General features: G+C 64.0%; 26 protein-coding genes. 17 read left to right on the top strand and 9 right to left on the bottom strand.

The window, feature by feature from the left end; translation table 11 throughout:
• The 13 genes from hscB to der all read left to right on the top strand — a co-directional run bounded on the left by hscB (position 1) and on the right by der (position 12,356).
• Entirely contained in the window at positions 1–522 is a 522-nt protein-coding gene (gene hscB / locus P5703_RS04705) for a co-chaperone HscB (RefSeq protein ID WP_011914134.1), read from the top strand.
• 39 nt (positions 523–561) lie between these two features.
• A complete protein-coding gene (gene hscA, locus P5703_RS04710) occupies positions 562–2,424 on the top strand; it encodes a Fe-S protein assembly chaperone HscA (RefSeq protein WP_285534125.1) in 1,863 nt (620 codons plus the stop codon).
• Between the two features lie 5 nt (positions 2,425–2,429).
• Complete coding sequence (fdx, locus tag P5703_RS04715; protein WP_013983645.1) at positions 2,430–2,768, top strand: ISC system 2Fe-2S type ferredoxin; 339 nt, start codon at positions 2,430–2,432, stop codon at positions 2,766–2,768.
• 10 nt (positions 2,769–2,778) lie between these two features.
• On the top strand, positions 2,779–2,979 hold the full coding sequence (iscX, locus tag P5703_RS04720; protein ID WP_014597398.1) for a Fe-S cluster assembly protein IscX: 201 nt from the start codon (positions 2,779–2,781) through the stop codon (positions 2,977–2,979).
• Positions 2,980–3,136: 157 nt separating this feature from the next.
• Positions 3,137–3,568 (top strand): nucleoside-diphosphate kinase, encoded by a 432-nt coding sequence (gene ndk, locus P5703_RS04725; protein WP_011914130.1) that lies wholly within the window; start codon positions 3,137–3,139, stop codon positions 3,566–3,568.
• Between the two features lie 19 nt (positions 3,569–3,587).
• Complete coding sequence (rlmN, locus tag P5703_RS04730; RefSeq protein ID WP_014597397.1) at positions 3,588–4,736, top strand: dual-specificity RNA methyltransferase RlmN; 1,149 nt, start codon at positions 3,588–3,590, stop codon at positions 4,734–4,736.
• Between the two features lie 11 nt (positions 4,737–4,747).
• On the top strand, positions 4,748–5,506 hold the full coding sequence (pilW, locus tag P5703_RS04735; RefSeq protein WP_026012534.1) for a type IV pilus biogenesis/stability protein PilW: 759 nt from the start codon (positions 4,748–4,750) through the stop codon (positions 5,504–5,506).
• Positions 5,503–6,507 (top strand): RodZ domain-containing protein, encoded by a 1,005-nt coding sequence (locus P5703_RS04740; RefSeq protein WP_014597395.1) that lies wholly within the window; start codon positions 5,503–5,505, stop codon positions 6,505–6,507. The genes pilW and P5703_RS04740 overlap by 4 nt, the downstream gene beginning before the upstream one ends.
• 7 nt (positions 6,508–6,514) lie before the next feature.
• Entirely contained in the window at positions 6,515–7,627 is a 1,113-nt protein-coding gene (ispG, locus tag P5703_RS04745; protein WP_013983641.1) for a flavodoxin-dependent (E)-4-hydroxy-3-methylbut-2-enyl-diphosphate synthase, read from the top strand.
• Positions 7,628–7,643: 16 nt separating this feature from the next.
• The gene (gene hisS / locus P5703_RS04750; RefSeq protein ID WP_019406736.1) at positions 7,644–8,933 is read left to right on the top strand and encodes a histidine--tRNA ligase; all 1,290 of its coding nucleotides are present in this window, start codon (positions 7,644–7,646) and stop codon (positions 8,931–8,933) included.
• A 27-nt stretch (positions 8,934–8,960) separates the two neighbouring features.
• Positions 8,961–9,602, top strand: a complete 642-nt coding sequence (locus P5703_RS04755; protein WP_011914124.1) for a YfgM family protein — start codon at positions 8,961–8,963, stop codon at positions 9,600–9,602.
• Between the two features lie 3 nt (positions 9,603–9,605).
• A complete protein-coding gene (gene bamB / locus P5703_RS04760) occupies positions 9,606–10,754 on the top strand; it encodes an outer membrane protein assembly factor BamB (RefSeq protein ID WP_013983639.1) in 1,149 nt (382 codons plus the stop codon).
• A gap of 102 nt (positions 10,755–10,856) precedes the next feature.
• A complete protein-coding gene (gene der / locus P5703_RS04765) occupies positions 10,857–12,356 on the top strand; it encodes a ribosome biogenesis GTPase Der (protein WP_285585690.1) in 1,500 nt (499 codons plus the stop codon).
• A gap of 84 nt (positions 12,357–12,440) precedes the next feature.
• On the opposite strand, the gene cysE is transcribed toward der, so the two are convergent.
• A complete protein-coding gene (cysE, locus tag P5703_RS04770; protein ID WP_285585692.1) occupies positions 12,441–13,235 on the bottom strand; it encodes a serine O-acetyltransferase in 795 nt (264 codons plus the stop codon).
• Between the two features lie 159 nt (positions 13,236–13,394).
• Here cysE and P5703_RS04775 point away from each other — a divergent pair, with 159 nt between their 5' ends.
• Together P5703_RS04775 and P5703_RS04780 are read left to right on the top strand one after the other, a co-directional pair.
• Positions 13,395–14,543, top strand: coding sequence for a pyridoxal phosphate-dependent aminotransferase (locus P5703_RS04775; protein ID WP_017246443.1), 1,149 nt, complete (start codon positions 13,395–13,397; stop codon positions 14,541–14,543).
• Positions 14,531–15,325, top strand: coding sequence for an amidohydrolase (locus tag P5703_RS04780; protein ID WP_017246442.1), 795 nt, complete (start codon positions 14,531–14,533; stop codon positions 15,323–15,325). The genes P5703_RS04775 and P5703_RS04780 overlap by 13 nt, the downstream gene beginning before the upstream one ends.
• On the opposite strand, the gene P5703_RS04785 is transcribed toward P5703_RS04780, so the two are convergent.
• The 7 genes from P5703_RS04785 to P5703_RS04815 form a co-directional block, all read right to left on the bottom strand.
• Positions 15,322–16,659, bottom strand: coding sequence for an APC family permease (locus P5703_RS04785; protein ID WP_279643031.1), 1,338 nt, complete (start codon positions 16,657–16,659; stop codon positions 15,322–15,324). The two genes, P5703_RS04780 and P5703_RS04785, sit on opposite strands and share 4 nt — an antisense overlap.
• A gap of 14 nt (positions 16,660–16,673) precedes the next feature.
• Positions 16,674–17,474 (bottom strand): 50S ribosomal protein L11 methyltransferase, encoded by an 801-nt coding sequence (locus P5703_RS04790; protein WP_017246441.1) that lies wholly within the window; start codon positions 17,472–17,474, stop codon positions 16,674–16,676.
• Positions 17,475–17,685: 211 nt separating this feature from the next.
• A complete protein-coding gene (locus tag P5703_RS04795; RefSeq protein WP_013983633.1) occupies positions 17,686–18,051 on the bottom strand; it encodes a DUF2784 domain-containing protein in 366 nt (121 codons plus the stop codon).
• Positions 18,052–18,055: 4 nt separating this feature from the next.
• On the bottom strand, positions 18,056–18,718 hold the full coding sequence (locus tag P5703_RS04800; RefSeq protein WP_234492816.1) for a DUF2238 domain-containing protein: 663 nt from the start codon (positions 18,716–18,718) through the stop codon (positions 18,056–18,058).
• 34 nt (positions 18,719–18,752) lie between these two features.
• Positions 18,753–19,484, bottom strand: a complete 732-nt coding sequence (locus tag P5703_RS04805; protein WP_234492815.1) for an endonuclease — start codon at positions 19,482–19,484, stop codon at positions 18,753–18,755.
• A gap of 100 nt (positions 19,485–19,584) precedes the next feature.
• On the bottom strand, positions 19,585–20,442 hold the full coding sequence (locus P5703_RS04810) for a carboxylate/amino acid/amine transporter (RefSeq protein WP_049325158.1): 858 nt from the start codon (positions 20,440–20,442) through the stop codon (positions 19,585–19,587).
• Positions 20,443–20,531: 89 nt separating this feature from the next.
• On the bottom strand, positions 20,532–21,587 hold the full coding sequence (locus tag P5703_RS04815; RefSeq protein WP_285585695.1) for an NAD(P)-dependent alcohol dehydrogenase: 1,056 nt from the start codon (positions 21,585–21,587) through the stop codon (positions 20,532–20,534).
• Between P5703_RS04815 and P5703_RS04820 the strand changes: the two genes are divergently transcribed.
• On the top strand, positions 21,586–21,714 hold the full coding sequence (locus P5703_RS04820; protein WP_019406730.1) for a hypothetical protein: 129 nt from the start codon (positions 21,586–21,588) through the stop codon (positions 21,712–21,714). The two genes, P5703_RS04815 and P5703_RS04820, sit on opposite strands and share 2 nt — an antisense overlap.
• Positions 21,715–21,835: 121 nt before the next feature.
• Here P5703_RS04820 and leuA read toward each other — a convergent pair whose 3' ends face one another.
• On the bottom strand, positions 21,836–23,506 hold the full coding sequence (leuA, locus tag P5703_RS04825) for a 2-isopropylmalate synthase (RefSeq protein WP_197861158.1): 1,671 nt from the start codon (positions 23,504–23,506) through the stop codon (positions 21,836–21,838).
• Between the two features lie 315 nt (positions 23,507–23,821).
• Between leuA and P5703_RS04830 the strand changes: the two genes are divergently transcribed.
• Complete coding sequence (locus tag P5703_RS04830) at positions 23,822–24,202, top strand: DUF2946 domain-containing protein (RefSeq protein WP_014597383.1); 381 nt, start codon at positions 23,822–23,824, stop codon at positions 24,200–24,202.
• Positions 24,203–24,243: the final 41 nt, after the last annotated feature.

A 24,243-nucleotide genomic window follows, 5' to 3' on the forward strand; every position in this document is an offset into this window, starting at 1 on the left:
GTGGGTACTCCCTGTCACTTTGCACTGTTCGATCTGAAGCCTGACTTCGAGCTGGACCTTGCGCAACTCGCCGATCGCTATCGCGAGCTTGCGCGCCAGGTTCATCCGGATCGCTTCGCCGATGCTGGCGAAAGCGAGCAGCGCCAGGCGCTGGAGCGTTCGGCCAATCTGAACGAGGCCTATCAGACCCTGAAGAGCCCGAGCCGGCGCGCGCGCTATCTGCTGGCGTTGGAGGGGCACGATGTGCCGTTGGAGGCGACCGTTCAGGATCCTGCCTTCCTGATGCAGCAGATGCATTGGCGCGAAGAGCTCGAAGAGCTTCACGAGCAGGCCGATCTCGATGGTGTTGCGGCATTCAAGTCGCGGCTCAAACAGGCTCAGCAAGGTCTCAACGACGACTTCGGTCAGATCTGGCGAGACCCCGCGCGCCGTGTGGATGCCGAAAGACTGGTTCGCCGCATGCAGTTTCTCGACAAGTTGACCCAGGAAGTGCGCCAGCTCGAAGAGCGCCTCGACGATTAACCCGCGCGACGCTCGCGTTGCGCCCGATACCAGACAGACATGGCCTTACTTCAGATTGCCGAGCCCGGACAAAGCCCTCAGCCCCATCAGCGGCGCCTGGCTGTCGGAATAGACCTGGGCACTACCAATTCCCTCGTTGCCGCGTTGCGCAGTGGCGTCACCGCCCCGCTGGCTGATGCCGATGGGCAGGTGATTCTGCCGTCCGTTGTGCGTTATCACTCCGATCGTGTGGAGGTCGGTGCATGTGCCAAGCGTGCAGCAGCTGCCGATCCGTTCAATACCATCAGCTCGGTCAAGCGGTTGATGGGGCGAGGGCTTGCGGACGTCAAGCAGTTGGGCGAACAGTTGCCCTATCGTTTCCGTCAGGCCGAATCGCAGATGCCCTTCATCGAGACGGTCCAGGGCGCCAAGAGCCCGGTGGAAATCTCGGCGGAGATCCTGCGGGCGCTGCGCGAGCGCGCCGAGGCGACGCTGGGTGGCGAGCTGGTCGGGGCGGTGATCACCGTGCCGGCCTACTTCGATGATGCCCAGCGTCAGGCGACCAAGGATGCGGCGCGGCTGGCCGGCCTGAATGTGCTGCGCCTGCTCAATGAGCCGACCGCAGCGGCGGTCGCCTACGGTCTGGACCGTCAGGCCGAGGGTGTCGTCGCGATCTACGATCTCGGCGGCGGAACCTTCGATATCTCCATTCTGCGTCTGACCAAGGGTGTGTTCGAGGTGCTGGCCACAGGCGGCGATACCGCCTTGGGCGGTGACGATTTCGATCACGCTGTGGCTGACTGGATTTTCCGGCAGGCCGGGGTTTCCGAGGATCTGGCGCCCGGCGAGCAGCGCGAGCTGTTGAAGATTGCCTGCGATGCCAAGGAGCGCCTCAGCGTGGACGAGACGGTTCAGGTCGCCTACGCCGGTTGGGCGGGCGAGCTCCACCGTGAGACGTTCGATGCTCTCATCGAGCCGCTGATTGCCCGAAGCCTCAGGTCGTGCCGGCGCGCGGTGCGTGATTCCGGTGTCGAGCTGGACGAGATCACGGCAGTGGTCATGGTCGGCGGCTCGACCCGGGTGCCAAAAGTGCGTTCGTCCGTGGGCCAGCTGTTCGGTCGGGAGCCGCTGACCGATATCGATCCGGACGAAGTGGTGGCGATCGGTGCCGCGATCCAGGCCGAGACCCTGGCGGGCAACAATCGGGACGGCGAAGAGCTGCTCCTGCTCGACGTGATCCCGCTGTCGCTGGGTCTGGAGACCATGGGCGGGCTGATGGAGAAGATCATTCCGCGCAATACCACGATTCCGGTTGCACGTGCGCAGGACTTCACCACCTACAAGGATGGCCAGTCGGCCATGATGATCCATGTGCTGCAAGGTGAGCGCGAGCTGATCTCCGACTGCCGTTCGCTGGCGCGCTTCGAACTGCGTGGCATCCCGCCGATGGTTGCGGGCGCGGCGAAGATTCGCGTGACCTTCCAAGTCGATGCCGACGGACTGCTCAGCGTTTCGGCGCGTGAGCTGGCCTCCGGCGTCGAGGCCAGCATTCAGGTCAAGCCGTCCTATGGCCTGACCGATGGCGAGATCGCCAGGATGCTCGAGGACTCGTTCCGCAAGGCGGATCAGGATCGCGACGCCCGCGCTCTGCGCGAGCAGCTGGTCGATGCCCAGCGCTTGCTGGAGGCTGTCGAAGCAGCGCTGATTGCCGACGGGGAACGTCTGCTTTCCACCGAGGAGCGTGCTGCCATCGAGGCTCAGATGGCCGAGTTGCGTGCGTTGCTCGACAGTCAGGACGTGTCCGCCATCGAGCGCCAGACCAAACGCCTGAGCCAGATCACCGACGCCTTCGCTGCGCGTCGTCTGGATTCCACCGTCAAGGCCGCCTTGGCCGGGCGGCGGCTTAACGATATCGAGGATTGACCCAGATGCCGCAGATCATTTTCCTGCCCAATGCCGATCATTGCCCCGAAGGTGCCGTGATCGAGGCGAAAACCGGCGAGACGGTGCTGGACGCCGCGCTGCGCAACGGCATCGATATCGAGCATGCCTGCGAGAAGTCCTGCGCATGCACCACCTGTCACGTGGTGGTTCGCGAGGGCTTCCAGTCGCTCGAGGCCTCCGATGAGCTGGAGGACGACATGCTCGACAAGGCCTGGGGGCTGGAGCCCAACTCGCGGCTGTCCTGTCAGGCGGTAGTGGCCGATACCGATCTAGTCGTGGAGATTCCGAAGTACACCATCAACCAGGTGTCGGAAGGGCATTGAGGGCAAGGACATGCAACTGAAATGGACTGATGTGCAGGACATCGCCATTGAGCTCGCCGAGCGCAAGGCCGATGTCGATCCGCGCTATGTGAATTTCGTCGATCTGCATCGCTGGGTACTCGAGCTGCCTGACTTCGCTGACGAGCCTAGTCGTGGCGGCGAAAAGGTGCTCGAAGCCATCCAGGCCGCCTGGATCGAAGAGGCAGAGTAACGCCTCCTGGGGCGTTCGCACCCAGCGTGCCGTTACCGTTCGGCGATCGGGCCACGCGTCCGCGGCAAGGCCCTCTACCCTTATGTTTTTAACGCCAACCCGCGTATAATCCGCGGGTTTACTCGTTCGCTTTAACCCATCAGTTTTGGAGTCCTACATGGCCCTGCAACGCACCTTTTCCATCATCAAGCCTGACGCTGTCGCCAAGAACGTGATCGGCGAGATCACCACCCGTTTCGAGAAGGCCGGCCTGCGTGTCGTCGCTTCCAAGATGGTTCAGCTGTCCGAGCGCGAAGCTGCCGGTTTCTACGCCGAGCACAGCGAGCGCGGCTTCTTCAAGGATCTGGTTGCCTTCATGACTTCCGGTCCGGTCATCGTTCAGGTTCTGGAAGGCGAGAACGCCGTCGCCAAGAACCGCGAGCTGATGGGCGCCACCAACCCGAAGGAAGCGGCTCCGGGCACCATCCGTGCCGACTTCGCGGTCTCCATCGACGAGAACGCCGTTCACGGTTCCGACTCGGAAGCCTCGGCCGCCCGTGAAATCGCCTACTTCTTTGCTGCCACCGAAGTGTGCGCACGCATTCGCTGAGTGAGCGAAGGTGAGTCCAATGATTGCCACGACCGGTAAGGTGAATCTGCTGGGTCTGACCCAGCCGCAACTGGAAAGCTTCTTCGAGTCCATCGGGGAGAAGCGTTTTCGCGCCGGTCAGGTGATGAAATGGATTCACCACTTCGGCGTCGATGATTTCGATGCCATGAGCAATCTCGGCAAGGCCCTGCGCGAAAAGCTCAAGGCCTGCGCCGAGATTCGCGGCCCGGAGATCGTCAGTGAAGACATCTCCAGCGACGGCACCCGCAAATGGGTGGTTCGGGTCGCATCGGGCAGCTGTGTGGAAACGGTGTACATCCCCCAGGGCGGCCGTGGAACGCTTTGCGTTTCCTCGCAGGCCGGCTGTGCGCTGGATTGCAGCTTCTGTTCCACCGGCAAACAGGGTTTCAACAGCAATCTCACGGCGGCCGAGGTGATCGGTCAGGTGTGGATTGCCAACAAGTCTTTCGGCACCGTCCCGGCGAAGATCGATCGCGCCATCACCAATGTGGTGATGATGGGGATGGGCGAGCCGTTGCTGAATTTCGACAACGTCGTCGCTGCCATGCAGATCATGATGGACGACCTCGGTTATGGCATTTCCAAGCGCAAGGTGACCCTGTCGACCTCCGGCGTCGTGCCGATGATCGACGAGCTGGCCAAGGTCATCGACGTGTCCCTGGCGCTGTCACTGCATGCGCCCAACGACGCGCTGCGCGATCAGTTGGTTCCGATCAACAAGAAGTACCCCCTGGACGTGCTGTTGGCGGCCTGCAAACGCTATGTGTCGCGCCTGGGCGAGAAGCGCGTGCTGACCATCGAATACACGCTGCTCAAGGGTGTCAACGATCAGCCCGAGCATGCCGAGCAGATGATCGCTCTGCTGGCGGACATTCCATGCAAGATCAATCTGATTCCGTTCAATCCGTTCCCTCATTCCGGATATGAGCGGCCGAGCAACAATGCGATCCGCCGTTTTCAGGACATCCTGCATAAAGGCGGGCACAATGTGACGGTGCGTACCACCCGCGGCGAAGACATCGACGCGGCTTGCGGTCAGCTTGTCGGTCAGGTTCTGGACCGGACGCGTCGAAGCGAGCGATACATCGCTGTACGCGAGCTGCAGAGCGAGCCGGGTGCGGCGCAAACTGCTTCGAACCGATCCTGAGGGGGATGCTGATGATTCTGCGCGCTGCGCTGCTGCTTGTACTGACCGGCCTGTTGGCCGGTTGCGTGTCTTCTGGCACCGTCGATCCACTGAAGACCGACGAAGGTCGGCAGCAGGCACGGGATGCCTATATTCAGTTGGGTATCGGTTATCTGCAGCAAGGCGCGGCCGCCCGTGCGAAGACGCCGCTGCGCAAGGCGCTCGAAATCGACCCACGCAGCGCCGACGCGCATGCGGCGCTGGCACTGGTATTCCAGACCGAAATGGAAAACGACCTGGCTGACAAGCACTACCGTGAAGCCTTGTCCAACCGCAAGGACGCGCGCATCCTCAACAACTACGGCAGCTTCCTCTTCGAGCAGAAGCGCTATCCGGAAGCGATGGAGCGTTTCAGCCAGGCCGCCGAAGACAACATGTATCCCGAGCGCGCCCGTGTCTTCCAGAACCTCGGCATGACCGCCCTGCAACTGGGCAAGCGCGAGGAAGCCGAAAGCTACTTCAGCCGATCGCTGCGTCTGGATGGCCGCCAGCCCCGAGCGCTGCTCGAACTTGCGATGATGGCCTACGAAGACAAGCAGTACGTCCCAGCCAAGCGTTACTACGACAGCTTCAGCCAGATGTCCGATCAGACTGCACGAAGTCTGCTGCTCGGCATTCGCCTGGCCAACATCCATCAGGACCGCGACACGGCTGCCAGCCTGGCGCTGCAGTTGAGGCGGTTGTATCCCGGTACGGATGAGTACAAGCAATATCTTTCGGAGCAACGATGACCGCGCCGCACCAAGAACAGGCTGCACCGATGGGCAACAACCCCGGGGAAACGCTGCGCAAGGCTCGTGAAGACAAGGGCCTGACGCTGTCTGCGGTTGCACAGCAGCTCAATCTCACCGAGCGGGCGCTCGCCCGCATCGAGGCAGGCGACTTCAGCCAGCTGCCGGGTCATACCTTTGCCCGCGGTTACGTTCGGGCCTATGCCAAGCTGTTGGGTCTGGATCAGACCCGCCTGGTCCAGGAGTTCGACCAGCACACCGGCACCAACGCATCCGGCAGCAGCGTCAACAGTCTCGGTCGTATCGAGGAGCCCAGCCGTCTGTCGCGCAGTTTCATGCGTTTCTTCGGCTTCGCCTTGCTGCTGGCTCTGGCGGCAGCGGCCTGGTTCTGGTGGCAGGAACATACGGCGCGGGAAGCCAGCACAACGCCGGTCTCGGCACTTGAGCGGATCGAAGTCGAAAGCGCCGACGGCACCACCGAGATTCATCTGCTCGATCGGGCCGACGAAGTGGCCGAGGCGCCGGTCGACGTAGCGGATGGACAGCCACCTGTCGTCGATTCGGATGCGAGCGAGGCGGCCGTAACGCCAGAAAGCACACCGGAAACTACAGGCTCGAGCGCGACGGCGGCTCCTCCCCAGCAATCGCAGCCGTTGCCGCTTCCAGAGACCGGTGATAGCGCGCCAGTGCCCGTGCAGGCGCCTGCAGCCACCGCTCCGAGCGCAGCCACTGACACACCGGCACCTGTCGCCGCGCCGGGTGAGGCTCAACTGGAGTTGCGCTTTACCGCCGATTGCTGGACCCGTGTGACGGATGCCGATGGTCGCGTGCTGTTCAGTGCCCTGGCCAAGGCCGGTACCAGCAGGACAGTCACAGGCAAGGCGCCGCTGGACGTCCATCTGGGGTACGCTCGCGGTGCACAACTCAGTTACAACGGCGAAGCGGTGAATCTCGCCACCCACATGCGCGGCGAGACGGCGCGCCTCAAGCTCGGACAGTAAGCTCACCATGCATTCCGAATCTCCTATCAAACGTCGCCAGTCCCGCAAGATCTGGGTAGGCGGCGTTGCGGTCGGTGGCGATGCGCCGATTTCCGTACAGAGCATGACCAACACCGAAACCTGCGACGTCGAGGCAACGGTCGGGCAGATCCAGCGCCTAGCCAATGCCGGCGCTGACATCGTCAGGGTCTCGGTGCCGTCCATGGAGGCTGCGGAGGCCTTCGGCCGGATCAAGCAGCGCGTACAGTTGCCGTTGGTCGCCGATATCCATTTCGATTACCAGATCGCCCTGCGGGTAGCCGAGCTCGGCGTCGACTGCCTGCGCATCAACCCGGGCAACATCGGCCGCGAGGATCGCGTTCGGGCAGTGGTTGACGCTGCGCGTGACAAGGGCATCCCGATCCGTATCGGTGTCAACGCCGGTTCGCTGGAGAAGGACCTGCAGAAGAAGTACGGCGAGCCGACGCCACAGGCGCTGGTGGAGTCCGCACTGCGTCATGTGGACCATCTCGATCGCCTGGACTTTCAGGACTTCAAGGTCAGCGTCAAGGCGTCCGATGTGTTCATGGCCGTGGAGGCCTATCGGCTGCTGGCCGGGCAGATCGAGCAGCCGCTGCACCTGGGCATTACCGAGGCGGGCGGGCTGCGTTCCGGCACGGTGAAGTCCGCAGTGGGTCTGGGCATGCTGCTCGCCGAAGGCATCGGCGACACCATTCGTGTGTCGCTGGCGGCCGATCCCGTCGAGGAGATCAAGGTCGGCTTCGATATCCTCAAGTCTCTGCGTCTGCGCTCGCGCGGCATCAACTTCATCGCCTGCCCGAGCTGTTCGCGGCAGAACTTCGATGTGGTCAAGACCATGAACGAGCTGGAGACCCGCGTCGAGGACCTGCTGGTGCCGATGGACGTCGCGGTGATCGGCTGCGTGGTCAACGGTCCGGGCGAAGCCAAGGAGGCCCACATCGGCCTGACCGGTGGCACTCCGAACAACCTAGTCTACATCGATGGCAAGCCGGCGCAGAAACTGAACAACGAAAACCTCGTCGATGAGCTGGAGCAGCTCATCCGGCGCAAGGCCGCCGAGAAGCTTGCGTCCGACGCGGCGGTCATCGCGCGCAGCTGATCTTTAAGGAATCCCATTGAGCAAGTCCCTGCAAGCCATTCGTGGCATGAATGACATCCTGCCTGCGCAGACGCCGACCTGGCGTTATCTGGAAAGCACCTTTGCGCAGCTGCTGGAAAGCTACGGATACAGCGAGATCCGTCTGCCGATCCTGGAGTTCACCGACCTGTTCGCCCGCGGTATCGGCGAGGGCACCGATGTGGTCGACAAGGAGATGTATACCTTCCTCGATCGCAACGAAGAGTCGCTGACCCTGCGTCCCGAAGGTACCGCCGGCTGCGTGCGCGCCGTGCTCGAGCATGGCATGACGGGTGGCGGGCAGGTGCAGAAGCTCTGGTACACCGGGCCGATGTTCCGCTACGAGAAGCCGCAGAAAGGTCGCTACCGGCAGTTCCACCAGATCGGCGTGGAAGTGTTCAACCAGCCGGGACCGGATATCGATGCCGAGCTGATCGTACTGACCGCGCGCCTGTGGAAGCAGCTCGGCCTCGCCGATGCGGTGACGCTGCAGCTCAACAGCCTGGGCTCCAGCGAGGCTCGGGCGCGCTACCGCGATGCTCTGGTGGCCTACCTGCAGCAGCGTTTCGAGCAGCTCGACGAGGACAGTCAGCGTCGCCTGACCACCAATCCGCTGCGCATCCTCGACAGCAAGAACGCCCAGACCCAGGCCTTGCTGACCGATGCACCGACCCTGCACGACTATCTGGACGAGGAGTCGCGGGCGCATTTCGAAGGGCTCAAGGCCCGTCTGGATGCGGTCGGCATCGCCTACGAGATCAATCCCAAACTGGTTCGTGGACTGGATTACTACGGCCGCACCGTGTTCGAGTGGGTTACCGACAAGCTCGGCGCGCAGGGCACGGTCTGTGCCGGTGGGCGTTATGACGGTCTGGTCAGCCAGTTCGGCGGCAAGCCGACGCCGGGAGTCGGCTTCGCCATGGGCGTCGAGCGTCTGGTGCTGCTGCTGGAAACGCTCGGCCTGGTGCCGGAGACGTTGAACCCGACACCGCATGCCTACATCTGTGCATTCGGCGAGGCCGCCGAGCTGGCGGCACTGGCGCTGGCCGAACGTCTGCGTGATGAACTGCCGGGGCTGCGCCTGCTGGTCAACGCTGGCGGTGGCAGCTTCAAGAGTCAGTTCAAGAAGGCCGACAAGAGCGGAGCGCGCTATGCGCTGATTCTGGGTGACGACGAACTGGCAGGGCGCGTGGTAGGTTGCAAGCCGCTGCGCGATGACAGCGAGCAACAAAGCATTGCCTGGGATGCTCTGCCCGAGCGTCTGGCTGCCTGCCTCGAGCAGGTCTGAGACTTAGCGAATAAAAGGAGTGACAGCGTGACCTCGGGTACTGAAGAAGAACAACTGGCGCAGATCAAAGACTGGTGGCAGCGCAACGGCAAGCCGCTTGTGCTGGGTGCCGTGATCGCCCTGGTGTTGGTGTTCGGCTGGCAGTTCTGGCAGAAGCACCAGATCAATCAGGCGCAGAGCGCCTCGGTGGTTTATCAGCAACTGCTCGGCGCCGCCCTGGAATCCGGCGAGGCTGATGCCGCCGAAGTGTCGCGGCTGGGCAATCTGCTGAAGAAGGACTTTGCCGGTACGCACTATGCGCAGTACGGCAGCCTGTTCGTGGCCAAGGTGGCGGTGGAGTCCGGCCGCCTGGACGAGGCTGCCAGCGAGCTGCGCGCCATCGTCGACAAGCCTGCGGACAAGACGCTGGACGAGCTGGCGCGCCAGCGTCTGGCACGTGTGCTGGCTGCGCAGGACAAGGCCGACGAGGCGATCAAGCTGCTCGATGGCAAGGTGGATGCCGCCTTCGTAGCCAGCCGTGAGGAACTGCGCGGCGATCTGCTGGTGCAGCTCGGCCGTAACGACGAGGCGCACGCCGCTTACAGCAAGGCCAAGGAGTCGCTGTCCCAGGATGCGGCCATTGGCGGTCTGCAAATGAAACTGGATGATCTGGCCCGAGGGGAGGCGTAACCGATGCGCTGGAAGACTGCAGCATTGCTGACCCTGGCCGTACTGGCCGCAGGTTGCAGCAGCAATAGTTCCAAAGAGCCAGAGCCGGCGGAGCTGACCAAGTTCGATGCGGAGATCTCGCTGAAGAAGGAGTGGAGTCGTTCTATCGGCGAAGGGCAGGGCAAGACCTACAACCTGCTGACCCCGGTGGTCTATGGCGACCAGATCTATGCCGCAGACGTCGAAGGTCTGGTGGTGTCCATGGATCGGTTGACTGGCAAGGTCAACTGGAAGAAGAAGCTCGACAAGCCGGTTTCCGGTGCGGTGGGTGCCGGCTACGGCCTGGTGCTGATCGGCACCCTGCGCGGTGAAGTGCTGGCGCTGGATGTCAGCACCGGTGAAGAGCGCTGGCGCAGCCAGGTCAGCAGCGAAGTGCTGGCCGCCCCCGCCGTGAACGGCGATATCGTGCTGGTGCAGACCCAGGATGACCGGCTGATCGCTCTGGAGATCGACACCGGCGCACAACGCTGGAGCTACGAAAGCTCGCCGGCGGTGCTGACGTTGCGGGGTACCGGTGCACCGCTGCTGACCAATCAGCTGGCCATCGCCGGTCTGTCCAGTGGCAAGGTGATCGCGCTGGATACCCGTCGCGGCTTGCCGGTATGGGAGCAGCGGGTCGCCATCCCGCAGGGCCGGTCCGAACTGGAGCGGGTTGTGGACATCGACGGTGGGCTGCTGCTCTCCGGTGGCACCCTCTACGTGGCGACCTACCAGGGGCGCGCTGCGGCGCTGGAACTGGAGACCGGCCGCGTGCTCTGGCAGCGTGACGCGTCGAGCTACTCCGGTGTGGCGCTGGGCTACGGCAGTGTCTACCTGAGCCTGGCCGACGGTACTGTCGAGGGCATCGACGAGCGCTCCACCACTGCGCTGTGGCGCAACGAGTCGCTGGCGCGTCGTCAGCTGTCGGCTCCTGCCGTGTTGTCCAGCTACGTGGTGGTCGGTGATGTCGAGGGCTACCTGCACTTCCTGAGTCAGGTAGATGGCCGCTTCGTCGCCCGTGAGCGGGTCGACAGCTCCGGCGTCCGGGCTCGCCCGGTGGTCGAGGGCGACTGGCTGTATGCTTTCGGCAATGACGGCAAGCTGGTCGCACTGACGATTCGTCAGGCCGACTGACCGCCTGCTGGACCCGCGGCTCCGCCTGGCGGAGCCATGAATATTCGGCCGCTGCCCTGCAGCGGCCTTCGTGTTTTCTGAAATATCGCAGTGGAGAGCCGCATGGTTCCCGTAATCGCCCTGGTGGGTCGCCCGAATGTCGGCAAATCCACCCTGTTCAATCGCCTGACCAAGAGCCGCGATGCCATCGTCGCCGAGTACGCCGGGCTGACCCGCGATCGCCAGTACGGCGAGGCCAAGTGGCAGGGGCGCACCTACATCGTGATCGACACCGGTGGTATTTCCGGTGACGAGGAAGGCATCGATGCGAAGATGGCCGAGCAGTCGCTACAGGCCATCGAGGAAGCCGATGCCGTCCTGTTCATGGTCGACTCCCGCGCCGGGCTGACCGCGGCGGACCAGATGATCGGCGAACACCTGCGCAAGCGGAACAAGCGTTGCTTCCTGGTGGCCAACAAGGTCGACAGCGTCGATCCGGATATTGCCCGCGCGGAATTCAGTCCGCTGGGCCTGGGTGATGCGCTGCCGATCGCTGCCGCCCACGGTCGTGGCATCAGCCACATGCTCGAGCAGGCGCTGGGCATTTTCCCCAAGGACAACGCCGACGAGAACGCGGAAGGCGAGGAGGGCGGGGAGCTCGCGGAAGGCGAGGAAGTGGTAGCCGAAGGCCAGGAGCCCAAGCGCATTCCGGGCCCGAGCGAGGAGGAAGGCATCAAGATCGCCATCATCGGGCGGCCCAACGTCGGCAAGTCGACTCTGGTCAACCGCATGCTCGGTGAAGAGCGGGTCATCGTCTACGATCAGGCCGGCACCACGCGCGACAGCATCTACATCCCCTTCGAGCGCGACGAGGAAAAGTACACCCTGATCGACACCGCCGGCGTACGTCGTCGCGGCAAGATCTTCGAGGCGGTGGAAAAGTTCTCGGTGGTCAAGACGCTGCAGGCGATCCAGGACGCCAACGTGGTGATCTTCGTCATGGATGCCCGCGAAGGTGTCGTCGAGCACGATCTCAACCTGCTGGGCTTCGTGCTGGAGACCGGCCGTGCGCTGGTCATCGCGCTGAACAAGTGGGACGGCATGGAGCAGGGCGAGAAGGACTACGTGAAGACGGAGCTGGAGCGCCGGCTGTTCTTCGTCGACTACGCCGATATCCATTTCATCTCAGCCAAGCATGGCACTGGCGTCGGGCACCTCTACAAGTCGGTGCAGGCCGCGTTCAAGTCGGCGATCACCCGCTGGCCGACCAGCCGCCTGACGCAGATCCTCGAGGACGCCGTGCGCGAGCACCAGCCGCCGATGGTCAACAGCCGGCGCATCAAGTTGCGCTATGCGCACCTGGGTGGCGCCAACCCGCCGCTGATCGTCATCCACGGCAACCAGGTCGATGCGGTGCCCAAGTCCTACACGCGCTACCTGGAGAACACCTATCGGCGTGTACTGAAGCTGGTCGGTACGCCGATCCGCATCGAGTACAAGGGCGGCGACAATCCCTACGAGGGCAAGAAGAACACGCTCACCGACCGCCAGGTCAACAAGAAGCGGCGTCTCATGTCCCACCACAAGAAGGCCGAGAAGAAGCGCCGCGACAAAAAGCGCTGATCGCGCATTTCTGCAAGCTTGGGAACTGGGCGGGTGTTTCCTCCCGTTCCCGCTGTCGGCCCCACGTGTGGGCTCGGTGATGCCTCAGCTGTCGCCGTCGAACGACTGGTCCATGTCCAGGGCCGGTCGTGCGTGGCGCGGTTTGCCGACCTGGCGGGCTGGGTTGCCGACCACGGTGGTATGCGGCGCAACGGGGTGCAGCACGATGCTGCCGGCACCCACCTTGGCCCCCTCGCCAATCTCGATGTTGCCGAGAATCTTCGCGCCCGCGCCGATCATCACGCCGCTGCGAACCTTCGGATGACGGTCGCCACCTTCCTTGCCGGTCCCGCCCAGGGTCACGCCCTGCAGAATCGACACATCGTCGCCGACCACGGCCGTCTCGCCGATGACGATTCCGGTGCCATGGTCGAGCATGATGCCGCTGCCGATACGGCTGGCCGGATTGATGTCGATGCCGAGGCGTTCGTTGCAGCGTGCCTGGATGTACATCGCCAGCAAGCGCTCGCCGCGACCGTGCAGCTGATGCCCGATGCGGTACGCCTGCAATGCCAGAAAGCCTTTGGAGAACAGGAAGACCTCCAGTGCATTGTCGAATGCGGGATCGCGGCTGACGATCGCCTGCAGGTCGCAGCAGGCCGTCTCGGCGAGCGCCGGCAGCTGGTGGTGCAGGCCGGCGAAGCGATCGGTCAGGGTGTGGCTCTGTTCGATGCTGTCGGCCAGGGCATGGCCGATGCGGTGGGCGAGCGCGCCACCGAAGTTCGGCTGATCGAGGATGGTCTGGCGGACGATCGTGGCCAGGGTCGGCTCGGTGTCCAGGGCACGTTGCGCCTGTGCGCGCAGCTCGCTACACAGGTCGCTGACGGAAAGGTTCGACATGGCAGTTCCTTGAGGGTCGATGACGGGTTGGCCATTGCCTGAACTGTAGCAGTCTGAACAGGCCGTCGGCCGGCGCGTCTCGTATCGGGTCGCGCTCATCGGCTATCCTGTCGGCCTTCGCTGCCGACTCTCAAACGGCAGGCCTGTCGGACGATCGTCATGCTCACCAGTAAATTGCCCAATGTCGGCACGACCATCTTCACCACCATGTCTCAGCTCGCTGCCGACACCGGTGCCTTGAATCTCTCCCAGGGCTTTCCCGACTTCGATGGCCCCGAGGCGTTGCGCGAAGCCCTTACGCGCCACGTCATGGCGGGCCACAACCAGTACGCTCCGATGGCCGGCCTGCCGGCGCTGCGCGAGCAGGTGGCGGCCAAGGTGGCCGGTCTGTACGGACGACAGGTGGACGTCGCCAGCGAAGTCACCATCACCCCTGGCGCCACCCAGGCGATCTTCTGTGCGATCCAGGCGGTGGTCCGCCCAGGCGACGAGGTGATCGTGTTCGATCCCTGCTACGACAGTTACGAGCCGTCCGTGCAACTGGCCGGGGGCACCTGTATCCACCAGCAGCTGAGCCTTCCGGACTTCCGGATCGACTGGCAGCGCCTGGCCGACGCCATAACCCCCCGCACGCGGATGATCGTGCTCAACACCCCGCACAATCCCAGCGGCGCGTTGATCGATGGTGGCGATCTGGATCGACTGGCAGCACTGATCCGCGAGCGCGACATCTACCTGCTCAGCGACGAGGTTTACGAGCATCTGGTCTTCGACGGCCGGGAGCACGCCAGCGTGCTGCGTCACGAGGAGCTGTATCAGCGTGCCTTTGTCGTCAGCTCGTTCGGCAAGACCTATCACGTCACCGGCTGGAAGACCGGTTACGTGGTGGCGCCGGCGTCGCTCAGCAGCGAACTGCGCAAGGTGCATCAGTACGTCAGCTTTACCGGCGTCACGCCACTGCAATGGGCACTGGCTGACTTCATGGCGGCGCATCCGGAACACATCTCCGAGCTGCCAGCGTTCTATCAGGCCAAGCGCGATCTGTTCTGCGACCTGCTGGCTGGCTCCCGCTTCCGCTTCACCCGCGCCGCTGGCACCTACTTCCAGCTGGCCGATTACTCGGCGATCCGCCCCGACCTCGACGACGTCGCCATGGCCGAATGGCTGACCCGCGAGCACGGTGTGGCGAGCATTCCGATCTCGGTGTTCTACCAGGATGCGCCGGCCAATCTCAGGCTGGTGCGCTTCTGCTTTGCCAAACGAGAGGAGACGCTGCGTCAGGCAGCGGAACGACTATGCGCGATCTGAACAACCTGCCCGATCTCGAACTGGCCCTGCTCCAGACCACGCTGGTCTGGCAGGATGCCGATGCCAACCGCGAGCGTTTCGCCGGGCTGCTCGACCAGGCCCGCGGTGCCGATCTGATCGTCCTGCCGGAGATGTTCACCACCGGTTTTTCCATGGACTCGGCAGCCCTGGCCGAGCCGGAAGAGGGCGCGACCTACGCCTGGCTGCGCAGCCAGGCGGCCCGGCTGGATGCGGTCGTCACCGGCAGCGTGATCATCGAGGCCGCCGACGGCAGCCATCGCAACCGCCTGCTCTGGGCGCGTCCCGATGGTGAGGTGTTGCATTACGACAAGCGCCACCTGTTCCGCATGGCCGGTGAGCACAAGCACTACACGCCAGGCCTGCAACAGGCCTTGTTCGAGGTGAACGGCTGGCGGGTGCGTCCGCTGATCTGCTACGACCTGCGCTTCCCGGTGTGGAGTCGCGACCCGCACGGCACCGATCTGCTGCTCTACACGGCCAACTGGCCGGCAGCGCGCCGCGATGCCTGGAACCGCCTGCTGCCGGCGCGTGCCATCGAAAACCTCTGCTACGTGGCGGCGGTCAATCGGGTCGGCGAGGACGGCAAGGGCTACCCCTATAGCGGTGACAGCCAGGTGCTCGATTTCAAGGGCGATACGCTGCTCGATGCCGGAGATCGCGATGGCGTGTTCCGCTGTTCCCTGCGCGCCCGTGACCTGGCGGCATTCCGCGAGCGCTTCCCGGCGTACCACGACGGCGACGAGTTCGAGCTGAAGCTCTAGGGCTCGACGCCCGAGGTTGCGCTCACTGCAGCCGGGCTGCGCACCAGCAGAAGCGGCAGGCCGAAGGCAAGGACCAGCAGCCCCAGCAGCGCGCCCGGTCCCGCGTAGAGCGTGCTGGAGACGAACAGGCCCAGGCAGCTGCTGGCGAACAGCAGCGGTAGCCAGGGGTACCAGGGCACGCGGAATGGCCGTGGCGCCGAGGGCTCCAGCCGGCGCAGTCGCAGCAGCGACAGCGCCGTCATGCACATGAAGAACCAGAATACCGGCGCGGTGTAGGCGACCATCGCCTGCACGCCGCTCTGGCTCAGCGCGCCGAACAGGATCAGCAGCAGGGTGATCGCCGCCTGTACCAGCAATGCCCTCACGGGCGTCGAGCCACGCTCGTTCCACGCCGCGAGCCGATGCAGCCGCGGCACGTCCCGGCCCAGCGCGTAATACACCCGTGCTCCGGTGAGGATCGTCGCGTTGAGCGTGCTGAGCGCGGTAAAGCAGATCAGCAGGCTCAACCCCTGAGCCGCCCAGCTCCCGGCGACGATCTCCATCAGATCGGCACCGATCGCGTCCGACTGGCTGAGCGCCTGCAGACCGAATATCTGCAGCAGTGCAAGGTTGGTCAGCAAATAGAGGGTGGTCACCAGCAGCGTGCCGAGCAGCAGTACGCGGCCCATGTTGCGCGCCGGGTTGCGCAGCTCGCCCGACAGGTAGGCGGTTTCGTTCCAGCCTCCGTAGGTCAGCAGCACGAAGACCATGCCCATGCCCAGCATGCCGAGGCCTCCGTCGCGCGGCTCGATCGCGGCCGGCGAGCCGGGGCCGCTGGAAAGCAGGCCGGCCAGCATCACGCCGATGACGGCGACTAGGGTTAGGCTGCTCAGGGCGATCTGGACGCGTTTGGACTCGCGCGTGCCGCACACGTTGAGCGTGGTCAGCAATGCCACTGAGAGCAGGGCGTGCAGCGTGCCGCCGTGGTCGCCCAGGGGCATCAGCCGTTGCGCGTAGTCGCCGTAGATGAAGGCCACCGCGGCGATAGCGCCGGTCTGGATCACGGTACCGCGGGCCCAGGCGAACATCAGGCCGAAACGGCGACCCCAGGCCAGCCGCAGGTAGTGGTACTCGCCGCCCTCGTCGGGGAAGCTCGCGCCCAGCTCCGCGTAGCACAGCGCGCCGACCAGCATCAGCGCGCCTCCGGCCAGCCAGAGGGCGATATACAGCGTCCCGCTGTCGGCATGCTGGGCGACCAGGGGCGGGAAGCCGAAGATGCCGACGCCCACCACGACGCCGACCAGCACGGCTACGCCATCGATCACCGAGAGGTCGCCGCTGTGCCGCGAGCGCATCTGGCTACTCATGTTCAGCTACGCCGCGCGCTCCAGCCGGAGGCGACTCCTTCACCTTGCAGCGGGTTGATACGGTCGCCTTCCACCTTGCCCACGTAGTCCATGCCGCCCACGTTGAAGTGGAACACGTCGCCTTCGAGGCTACCGGTCACGCTGTTGTGCAGCCCCCCGGAGCGCGCGACGCCGAGCACCTGCTGGAACTGCTGCTGCAGCTCGAGGGTGAAGCGGCCGTCCGCTGTTTCGACTTCCCAGCGCCCGTCGACCTTGGCCGGTACCACCCACAGGTAGACGTAGCTGCCGCCGACATAGTCGGTGCGATCGGCCGGCCAATCGTTCATGTCGAACGCATGCGATACCACCCGGGTGCCAGGCTTGAGCGTATCGAGGATGACCGGGCGCAAGCGCATGTTGATCCGCGGCAGCAGATACATGGTCACTACGGTAGCCTCGGCAATGTCCTTCTTGAACAGGTCGCCCTGCTCGAAGCTGACCTTGTCGGCAACCCCCGCCGCCTCGGCATTGGCCTTGGCCTCGCGGATGCGTTCCGGGTCGAGGTCGATGCCCAGCGCCGAGTCGGCGCCGCGATCGCGGACCGCGGCGATGGCGATGCGGCCATCACCGGAGCCGAGGTCGATGACGGTATCGCCGGCCTTCACATCGGCCATCGCCAGCATCCGCGCCACGACGCGATCGGGCGTCGGCACGTAGGGAACGTCAAGCTCCGGCGCAATCTGCGCGTGAGCGGGAAGCAGTGCGGTCAGCAGCAAGGCCAGGACTGCAAGCGACGCCGGACGGCGGGCGATGGCGAGCGACATGGGTGATCCCCTTGGTTCGGCCCGTTGGGCTTGGGTGGACGTTAATGTCCGGACCCACGGCTGCTCGCAAGGTTCTCGTCGCCGGTTGATGGAATGCTCGGCGAGGCTCGCTCGCTGCCTCCCAGGCCGCGTGGCACGGGCGTTGCCCTCGAACTACCGGCTTGTAACGCGATGTGAAGGATATGCCTGCCTGTTCCGGCTCCCTCCCGGGTCACCTGTGGCGTAGCCGCCACAGCAGCCAGCCATAGACCAGCAGATTGGTCAGCACCACCACGGCGGCCAGCACGTATTGCACCGGCGTACTCAGCCAGTCGGGGTAGATCAGCGGCAGCAGGTAGTGCTCGATGAAGCCCGCCTCGTAGCCTTCGTTGCCGGCCAGCCGCCGCAGCAGGTTTTCCCAATAGGTCAGCGGGCAGGCGCCGCCGCTCAGTTCGATATAGATGCCCCAGGCTACGGCCGGAAGATGTAGTAGCAAAAAACCGCGTCTCCAGGCCACCAGCAGACCGCCGAACAGCACGAAAAGGATGAAGCTCAGGTGCAACAGCAGTACGGCGTCGGCACCGATCCGATAGAGCATGGCGTCAGCCCGCCGCGCCAGTACGCTGCAGATGCTCGATCTGCCGGTCCTGCGTGCCCGCCAGCAGGCTGACCGACAGTAGCGCACCGAGCAGCGCCATGAGCATGTCGGACTGGGTATCCCAGGGATCGCCCTGGGTGCCGAGGAAGTCCACGGCGCCCTGTCCCGCCAGCAGCGCCACCCACCACTCGATCAGCTCATAGAAGGCGCTGAATGCCAGCGCGACGCAGACCGCGAGAAAGCCCAGCATCTTCCCCGGCACGACGAAGCGCAGGCGCAACAGGATTTCCCGGGCGAGCAGGGCCGGCGTCACGCCCTGGATAAAATGCCCGAGCTTGTCGTAAGGGTTGCGGCTGAGGTCGAACCATTCCTGCACCCAGAACCCCGGCGGTACCCTGGCATAGGTATAGGTGCCGCCGAGAATCAGGATCAGTGCGTGAATGGCGATCACGACGTAGAGCAGGCGGGTCAGCGGAAACGACCGATGACTGAGCAACAGCACGGGCGCGGCGATCAGCACCGGTGCGACCTCCAGCAGCCAGGTGGCGCGGTCGTATGGCGCGATGGCCGAGGCGATCAGCGCCAGCAGCACGAGAGTGCCGAGCGTCAGGTGAAGCGTTCTGTCCTGCATCGAAGTTGCCAGCATGGCCCAACCAGCCGGCAGCATGCAGCGGCGCCGGGCGGCGTGCAACCGACGCCGGTTAACCCTGGCCGTCGGTGCGTTTCGCTAAATGGGACAGCGCACGGTTGCAGCGCTGCAGATCGACTGCACCGACGAAGTCGTTGGCGTTGCCCTGTTCGCAGGCGATGCGCTGATTGCGCCAGCGCTCCCACTCGCTGACCGGGTACTGACGGTTCCAGATGTCGTACAGGCGCTGGTCCTGCTTCGACAGACGCAGTTTGTAGCGCTCGCTCATGTACAGATAGGTGCGGGCAATGGCGCCGCGGCTGTATTCGGGCGGCATCGCCGTACGCTGCTTGAAGTTGACCACGAAGGGGCAGGCGCCGTACTGGCTGGGCTTTTCGCTGAGCATGCCGAAGCCGAAGTTGCTGCGGTCGCCGTTCACCTCGCCGACCACCGGGACCAGGTTGTGCAGGTCGGCCTCCGCCCGACTGAACACCGGGTCGTTGGCCGTGCAGTGTTTGCGTCCGCCCTGTTGCCAGCATTGCCGCTGATGGCCGATCACCCAGGCCGGCACGATGTGCTCCCATTCGACCCGCGCGGCCCGCTTGGGCTGTTTGCGGGGAACGTAGCCGCAGCTGGCGAGATCGATGCGGTTGCCCTTGAACTGGCAGCCGCAATAGAAATCCACCGGGCGGTCGGCATAGATGGTCCAGGCCACCTTCTTGGCCTCGCGGAAGGTGCGAGGCGCATCGGCGCAGGCGCTGGAGGAAAACAGCAGGACGAGCAGTAGAAAGCTGAAGCGGCGCATGGAAATCTCGACGACTGAACGAGTTCCGCATCCATGCGAAGGGCCGGCATTCTACCGCTAAAGCTATGAAAAGCCATATAAAACAATAACTTGTGTGATGTCACCTGGCCTTCATCTGGCCCAGGCGATTGATCCGCAGCGAGGCGAGGATGATCGTCCCGCCCACCGCGAGCAGCACGAGGTTGGTGCTGGTGCCCCAGATCAGCAGGTTGAGCAGCAGGCCTACCGGCACCGACATGTTGTTCATCACCGCCAGCGTGCCGGCATCCACCAGCGTGGCGCCCTTGTTCCAGCAGAACTGGCCCAGGGCGGTGGCCAGCACCCCCATCCAGATCAGTACCGACCATTGTGTCGTCGTGGTCGGCAGCTTCTGCGCATCGCCGAACAGCAGCCACGCGGGTAGCACGATTACCAGCGCGCCAAGAAAGAAGTATCCGAAGCGACGATGCAGCGGTACGTCGGAGGGGTAACGCTGCGCCAGATGCTTGTAGGCCACTTGGCCGGCAGCAAAGGTGAAGTTGGCCAGCTGCATGAGCAGGAAGCCGCCGAGAAAATCGCCGGAAACGCCGTCGTAACGGATGAGCCCGGCGCCGAACACTGCGACGGCCGCGGCGACCAGTGCCCAGGGGTTGAAGCGGCGGTTGAGCGCGTCATCGATCAGCGTCACGTGCAGCGGCGTGAGCACGGTGAAGAGCAGCACCTCGGCCACCGTCAGCACGTTGAAGCTCAGGTACAGGCACAGGTAGGTGACGCCGAACTGCAGCGCACCGACCAGGGTCACGCCGACGATGAAGCCGGGCGCGACACCGCGCCAGCGGGTAAATGGCAGGAACACCAGCCCGGCGAGAACTACCCGCGTTAGCACGGCGAAATAGCTGTCCACCTGGCCGGCCAGGTAAACGCCGATCAGGTTGAAGGAAAAGGCCCAGAGCAGGGTGACGAAGATCAGATAGCGCATGCCGCCTCCACGACGAAGGCGGGCGACCTTAGCGGCTGCGCATGAAAGAGGGAAGGGCTGGCGCGCCTGCGGGCTCGCCAGCCGAACGATCAGGCCGCCTTCAGGGTGGCCATGTCGATGACGAAACGGTACCTCACGTCGCTCTTGAGCATGCGCTCGTAGGCTTCGTTGATGTCCTGCATGCGGATCATCTCGATGTCCGAGACGATGCCGTGCTCGGCGCAGAAGTCGAGCATCTCCTGGGTCTCGGCGATGCCGCCAATCAACGAGCCGGCGATGCGGCGGCGCTTGAAGATCAGGCCGAACACGCTGGGCGACGGATGCGTCGCGGCCGGTGCTCCGACCAGCGTCATGGTGGCGTCGCGCTTGAGCAGGTTCACGAACGCATCGAGGTTGTGTGGCGCGGCAACGGTGTTGAGGATGAAGTCGAAACTGTTGACGTGCGCCGCCATCTCCTCCTTGTTCTTCGATACCACCACTTCGGCGGCGCCGAGGCGCAGGGCATCTTCCCGCTTGTCCGGCGAGGTGGTGAACAGCACGACCTTCGCGCCCATGGCATTGGCGATCTTCACCGCCATATGGCCGAGTCCGCCAAGGCCGACCACGCCGACCTTCTGTCCCGGGCCGACCTTCCACTGGCGCAGCGGCGAGTAGGTAGTGATGCCGGCACAGAGCAGCGGCGCGACCGCGGCCAGGTTGTCGGTGTGGCTGATGCGCAGCACGTACTTCTCGTCCACCACGATGTTGTCCGAGTAGCCGCCGAGGGTGTTTTCGCCGCCGCCGAACGCCGGACCGTTGTAGGTGCCGACGAAACCGTTCTCGCAATACTGCTCCAGCCCTTCGCCACAGGACGAGCACGTGCGGCAGCTGTCGACCAGGCAGCCGACGCCGGCGACGTCGCCGACCTTGAATGCGCTCACGGCTGAACCGACTGCCGTCACACGGCCGACGATCTCGTGGCCGGGCACGGATGGGTAGAGCGTGTTGTTCCACTCGTTGCGTGCGGTATGCAGGTCCGAATGGCAGACACCGCAGTAGAGGATGTCGATCTTCACGTCATTCGGGCCCACCTCGCGGCGCGAAAACGAATAGGGTGCGAGCGGGCTGTTCGGGTCGAGGGCGGCGTAACCGAGGGTCTGGCTCATGACGGCTCCTTTGATGATCGGGGTTGCACAGGGCAAGCCTAATGGCGAGCGCATCGGCACCGTTTGCACAATCCTGCCGATGGCTTACGTGTTTCTGCTGATTGCCGAGGCTCGCGCTGCCGACTGAACTGGGAGAGCGACGGGAGGGGACAGTTCAGCCGCATGTTGCTGCGGTGATGAGCTGCCATAAGAAAACGGGCGCCATCGAGGATGGCGCCCGTCGTTACGTCAGAACTGAGCGATCAGCCTCAGGCGGCTGCCTCCTGCGCTTCACGCAGCGCGCGGTTCATGGCGCTGAACAGGGCGCGAATGCTGGCGGTGGTGATGTTCTCGTCGATGCCGATACCGTGCAATGGCCGCTCACCATCCAGACGCACCTCGATATAGGCAGCGGCCTTGGCGTTGCTGCCAGCGCCGATGGCGTGTTCATGGTAGTCCATGATCTCCAGCTTGACCGGCAACGCGGCCACCAGTGCCTCCAGCGGACCCTTGCCGATGCCGCGCCAATGGACGACCTCGCCATCGGCAGCCACTTCCACATCCACCGCGCTGGTGCCGTTCTCTTCCTGCAGACGATGCCCCTTGAGCGTATAGGGCGCGGTTGCCTGCAGATACTCGGCTTCCAGCAGTGCATAGATCTGCTTGGCGTTCATTTCCAGGCCCAGCCGATCGGTCTCCTTCTGCACCACCTGGCTGAACTCGATCTGCATGCGCCGCGGCAGGCTGATGCCGTATTCCTGTTCGAGGAGGAAGGTGATGCCACCTTTGCCGGACTGGCTGTTGACGCGAATCACGGCCTCGTAACTGCGACCGATGTCGGCCGGGTCGATCGGCAGATAGGGCACTTCCCAGAGGCCGTTCGGGTCCTGCTGGCTGAAGCCCTTGCGGATCGCATCCTGGTGCGAGCCGGAGAACGCGGTGTGCACCAGGTCGCCGACATAGGGATGGCGCGGATGCACCGGCAGCTGGTTGCATTCTTCCACCACCTTGCGCACGGCATCGATGTCCGAGAAGTCCAGCTGCGGGTCGACGCCCTGGGTGTACATGTTCAGCGCCACGGTGACCAGGTCGACGTTGCCGGTACGCTCGCCGTTGCCGAACAGGCAGCCTTCGACGCGATCGGCGCCGGCCATCAGGCCCAGCTCGGTCGCCGCCACACCGGTGCCGCGGTCGTTGTGGGTATGCAGGCTGACCAGCACGCTGTCGCGACGGTCGATGTGCCGGCAGAACCACTCGATCTGGTCGGCATAGACATTCGGCGTGGCGGCTTCGACGGTGGCCGGCAGGTTGAGGATCAGCTTTTGTTCCGGCGTTGGCTGGAAGACTTCGATCACCGCGTTGCACACCTCGACGGCGAACTCCGGCTCGGTGGAACTGAAGATTTCCGGCGAATACTCGAAGCGCCAGTTGGTCTCCGGGTTCTGCTCGGCCAGGCGCTTGATCATCCTGCCTGCGTTCACGGCGATCTGGATCACGCCGGCCTTGTCCTGATTGAAGACGATGCGGCGGAAGCTCGGCGCGGTGGCGTTGTAGTAATGGACGATGGCCTGCTTGGCGCCTTTCAGCGACTCGAAGGTGCGGGTGATCAGATCCTCTCGCGCCTGGGTCAGCACCTGGATGGTGACGTCGTCGGGAATATGGCCGCCCTCGATCAGCTCGCGAACGAAGTCGAAATCGGTCTGCGAAGCGGAGGGGAAGCCCACCTCGATTTCCTTGAGGCCGACCTGCACCAGTGTCTTGAAGAAACGCATCTTCTTCGCGGCATCCATCGGTTCGATCAGCGACTGGTTGCCGTCGCGCAGATCGGAGCTCAGCCAGATCGGCGCCTGGGTGATGGCCTTCGACGGCCAGGTGCGATCGGGAATGTCGATGGCCGGGAAGGCACGGTATTTATTCGATGGATTCTTGAGCATGGTCATGGCGTTTCCCCAGGTGAAGCTCGAGCTAAGCAAGTTGTCTGCCCGGTGCGGACACCGGTTTATGGTGCAAAGCTATTGCTTAGTACGCACGCATTGCAATACATCTAAGAAAATTGGTGATTTATTTCGATTATTTGGCTTGTTAAGCGTTTTATTTCTCTTGCAGGGGAAATCTTCGCGCTCAATTGCTCGCTTGACTTGCGGCCTCATGTCGCAGCGGTCGAGGCGCGGCGGACGTGCGATCATCCGGTCAACCCCGCAGGATCGGTTCGGGCGACTAAGGACATGGCGGTGACACGCAAACGGCTATCGACAATGAGCATCTGGCTTGGCCTGTTCGCCATGCTGATGATTCATGCCGGCCCGCTGTTCTCCGCCATCCAGGCCGCCCAGGCGGGCGTGCAACACCATCACCACGCCGAACACCAACCGTCCGCCCATGACCTTGGGCAGCGGCATCACGCCCAGGGGCATCATGGTCAGCCGCGCACGGGTGAGCCGGCTTGGCTGACCGCGCTGGAACTGTGCGGCTACTGCGAACTGCTGACGGTCAACCCGCCGCTCAGTCTGGCCCTGCAGTTGGTGCTGCCGCGCCACGAAGCCGACCATCTCCAGCCCCTTCCCGAACAACCGCTGCCACCAGCGCTGCGACGCAGCAGTGGTCATCCACGCGCACCCCCGCTTCTGCACAGCTGACGTCATCGACCGCCCTTGGCGGTTCAATCACCTGCAGAAGT

Source organism: Stutzerimonas sp. FeSN7 (assembly GCF_030263795.1).
Classification (GTDB): Bacteria; Pseudomonadota; Gammaproteobacteria; order Pseudomonadales; family Pseudomonadaceae; genus Stutzerimonas; species Stutzerimonas stutzeri.

What these genes read in the sequence shown, in the direction of transcription:
- hscA (WP_285534125.1), top strand. Translation starts at nt 562, where the DNA reads ATGGCCTTACTTCAGATTGCCGAGCCCGGACAAAGCCCTCAGCCCCAT.
- fdx (WP_013983645.1), top strand. Translation starts at nt 2,430, where the DNA reads ATGCCGCAGATCATTTTCCTGCCCAATGCCGATCATTGCCCCGAAGGT.
- iscX (WP_014597398.1), top strand. Translation starts at nt 2,779, where the DNA reads ATGCAACTGAAATGGACTGATGTGCAGGACATCGCCATTGAGCTCGCC.
- ndk (WP_011914130.1), top strand. Translation starts at nt 3,137, where the DNA reads ATGGCCCTGCAACGCACCTTTTCCATCATCAAGCCTGACGCTGTCGCC.
- rlmN (WP_014597397.1), top strand. Translation starts at nt 3,588, where the DNA reads ATGATTGCCACGACCGGTAAGGTGAATCTGCTGGGTCTGACCCAGCCG.
- pilW (WP_026012534.1), top strand. Translation starts at nt 4,748, where the DNA reads ATGATTCTGCGCGCTGCGCTGCTGCTTGTACTGACCGGCCTGTTGGCC.
- P5703_RS04740 (WP_014597395.1), top strand. Translation starts at nt 5,503, where the DNA reads ATGACCGCGCCGCACCAAGAACAGGCTGCACCGATGGGCAACAACCCC.
- ispG (WP_013983641.1), top strand. Translation starts at nt 6,515, where the DNA reads ATGCATTCCGAATCTCCTATCAAACGTCGCCAGTCCCGCAAGATCTGG.
- bamB (WP_013983639.1), top strand. Translation starts at nt 9,606, where the DNA reads ATGCGCTGGAAGACTGCAGCATTGCTGACCCTGGCCGTACTGGCCGCA.
- der (WP_285585690.1), top strand. Translation starts at nt 10,857, where the DNA reads ATGGTTCCCGTAATCGCCCTGGTGGGTCGCCCGAATGTCGGCAAATCC.
- cysE (WP_285585692.1), bottom strand. Translation starts at nt 13,235, where the DNA reads ATGTCGAACCTTTCCGTCAGCGACCTGTGTAGCGAGCTGCGCGCACAG.
- P5703_RS04775 (WP_017246443.1), top strand. Translation starts at nt 13,395, where the DNA reads ATGCTCACCAGTAAATTGCCCAATGTCGGCACGACCATCTTCACCACC.
- P5703_RS04780 (WP_017246442.1), top strand. Translation starts at nt 14,531, where the DNA reads ATGCGCGATCTGAACAACCTGCCCGATCTCGAACTGGCCCTGCTCCAG.
- P5703_RS04785 (WP_279643031.1), bottom strand. Translation starts at nt 16,659, where the DNA reads ATGCGCTCGCGGCACAGCGGCGACCTCTCGGTGATCGATGGCGTAGCC.
- P5703_RS04790 (WP_017246441.1), bottom strand. Translation starts at nt 17,474, where the DNA reads ATGTCGCTCGCCATCGCCCGCCGTCCGGCGTCGCTTGCAGTCCTGGCC.
- P5703_RS04795 (WP_013983633.1), bottom strand. Translation starts at nt 18,051, where the DNA reads ATGCTCTATCGGATCGGTGCCGACGCCGTACTGCTGTTGCACCTGAGC.
- P5703_RS04800 (WP_234492816.1), bottom strand. Translation starts at nt 18,718, where the DNA reads ATGCTGCCGGCTGGTTGGGCCATGCTGGCAACTTCGATGCAGGACAGA.
- P5703_RS04805 (WP_234492815.1), bottom strand. Translation starts at nt 19,484, where the DNA reads ATGCGCCGCTTCAGCTTTCTACTGCTCGTCCTGCTGTTTTCCTCCAGC.
- P5703_RS04810 (WP_049325158.1), bottom strand. Translation starts at nt 20,442, where the DNA reads ATGCGCTATCTGATCTTCGTCACCCTGCTCTGGGCCTTTTCCTTCAAC.
- P5703_RS04820 (WP_019406730.1), top strand. Translation starts at nt 21,586, where the DNA reads ATGACGGCTCCTTTGATGATCGGGGTTGCACAGGGCAAGCCTAATGGC.
- P5703_RS04815 (WP_285585695.1), bottom strand. Translation starts at nt 21,587, where the DNA reads ATGAGCCAGACCCTCGGTTACGCCGCCCTCGACCCGAACAGCCCGCTC.
- leuA (WP_197861158.1), bottom strand. Translation starts at nt 23,506, where the DNA reads ATGACCATGCTCAAGAATCCATCGAATAAATACCGTGCCTTCCCGGCC.
- P5703_RS04830 (WP_014597383.1), top strand. Translation starts at nt 23,822, where the DNA reads ATGAGCATCTGGCTTGGCCTGTTCGCCATGCTGATGATTCATGCCGGC.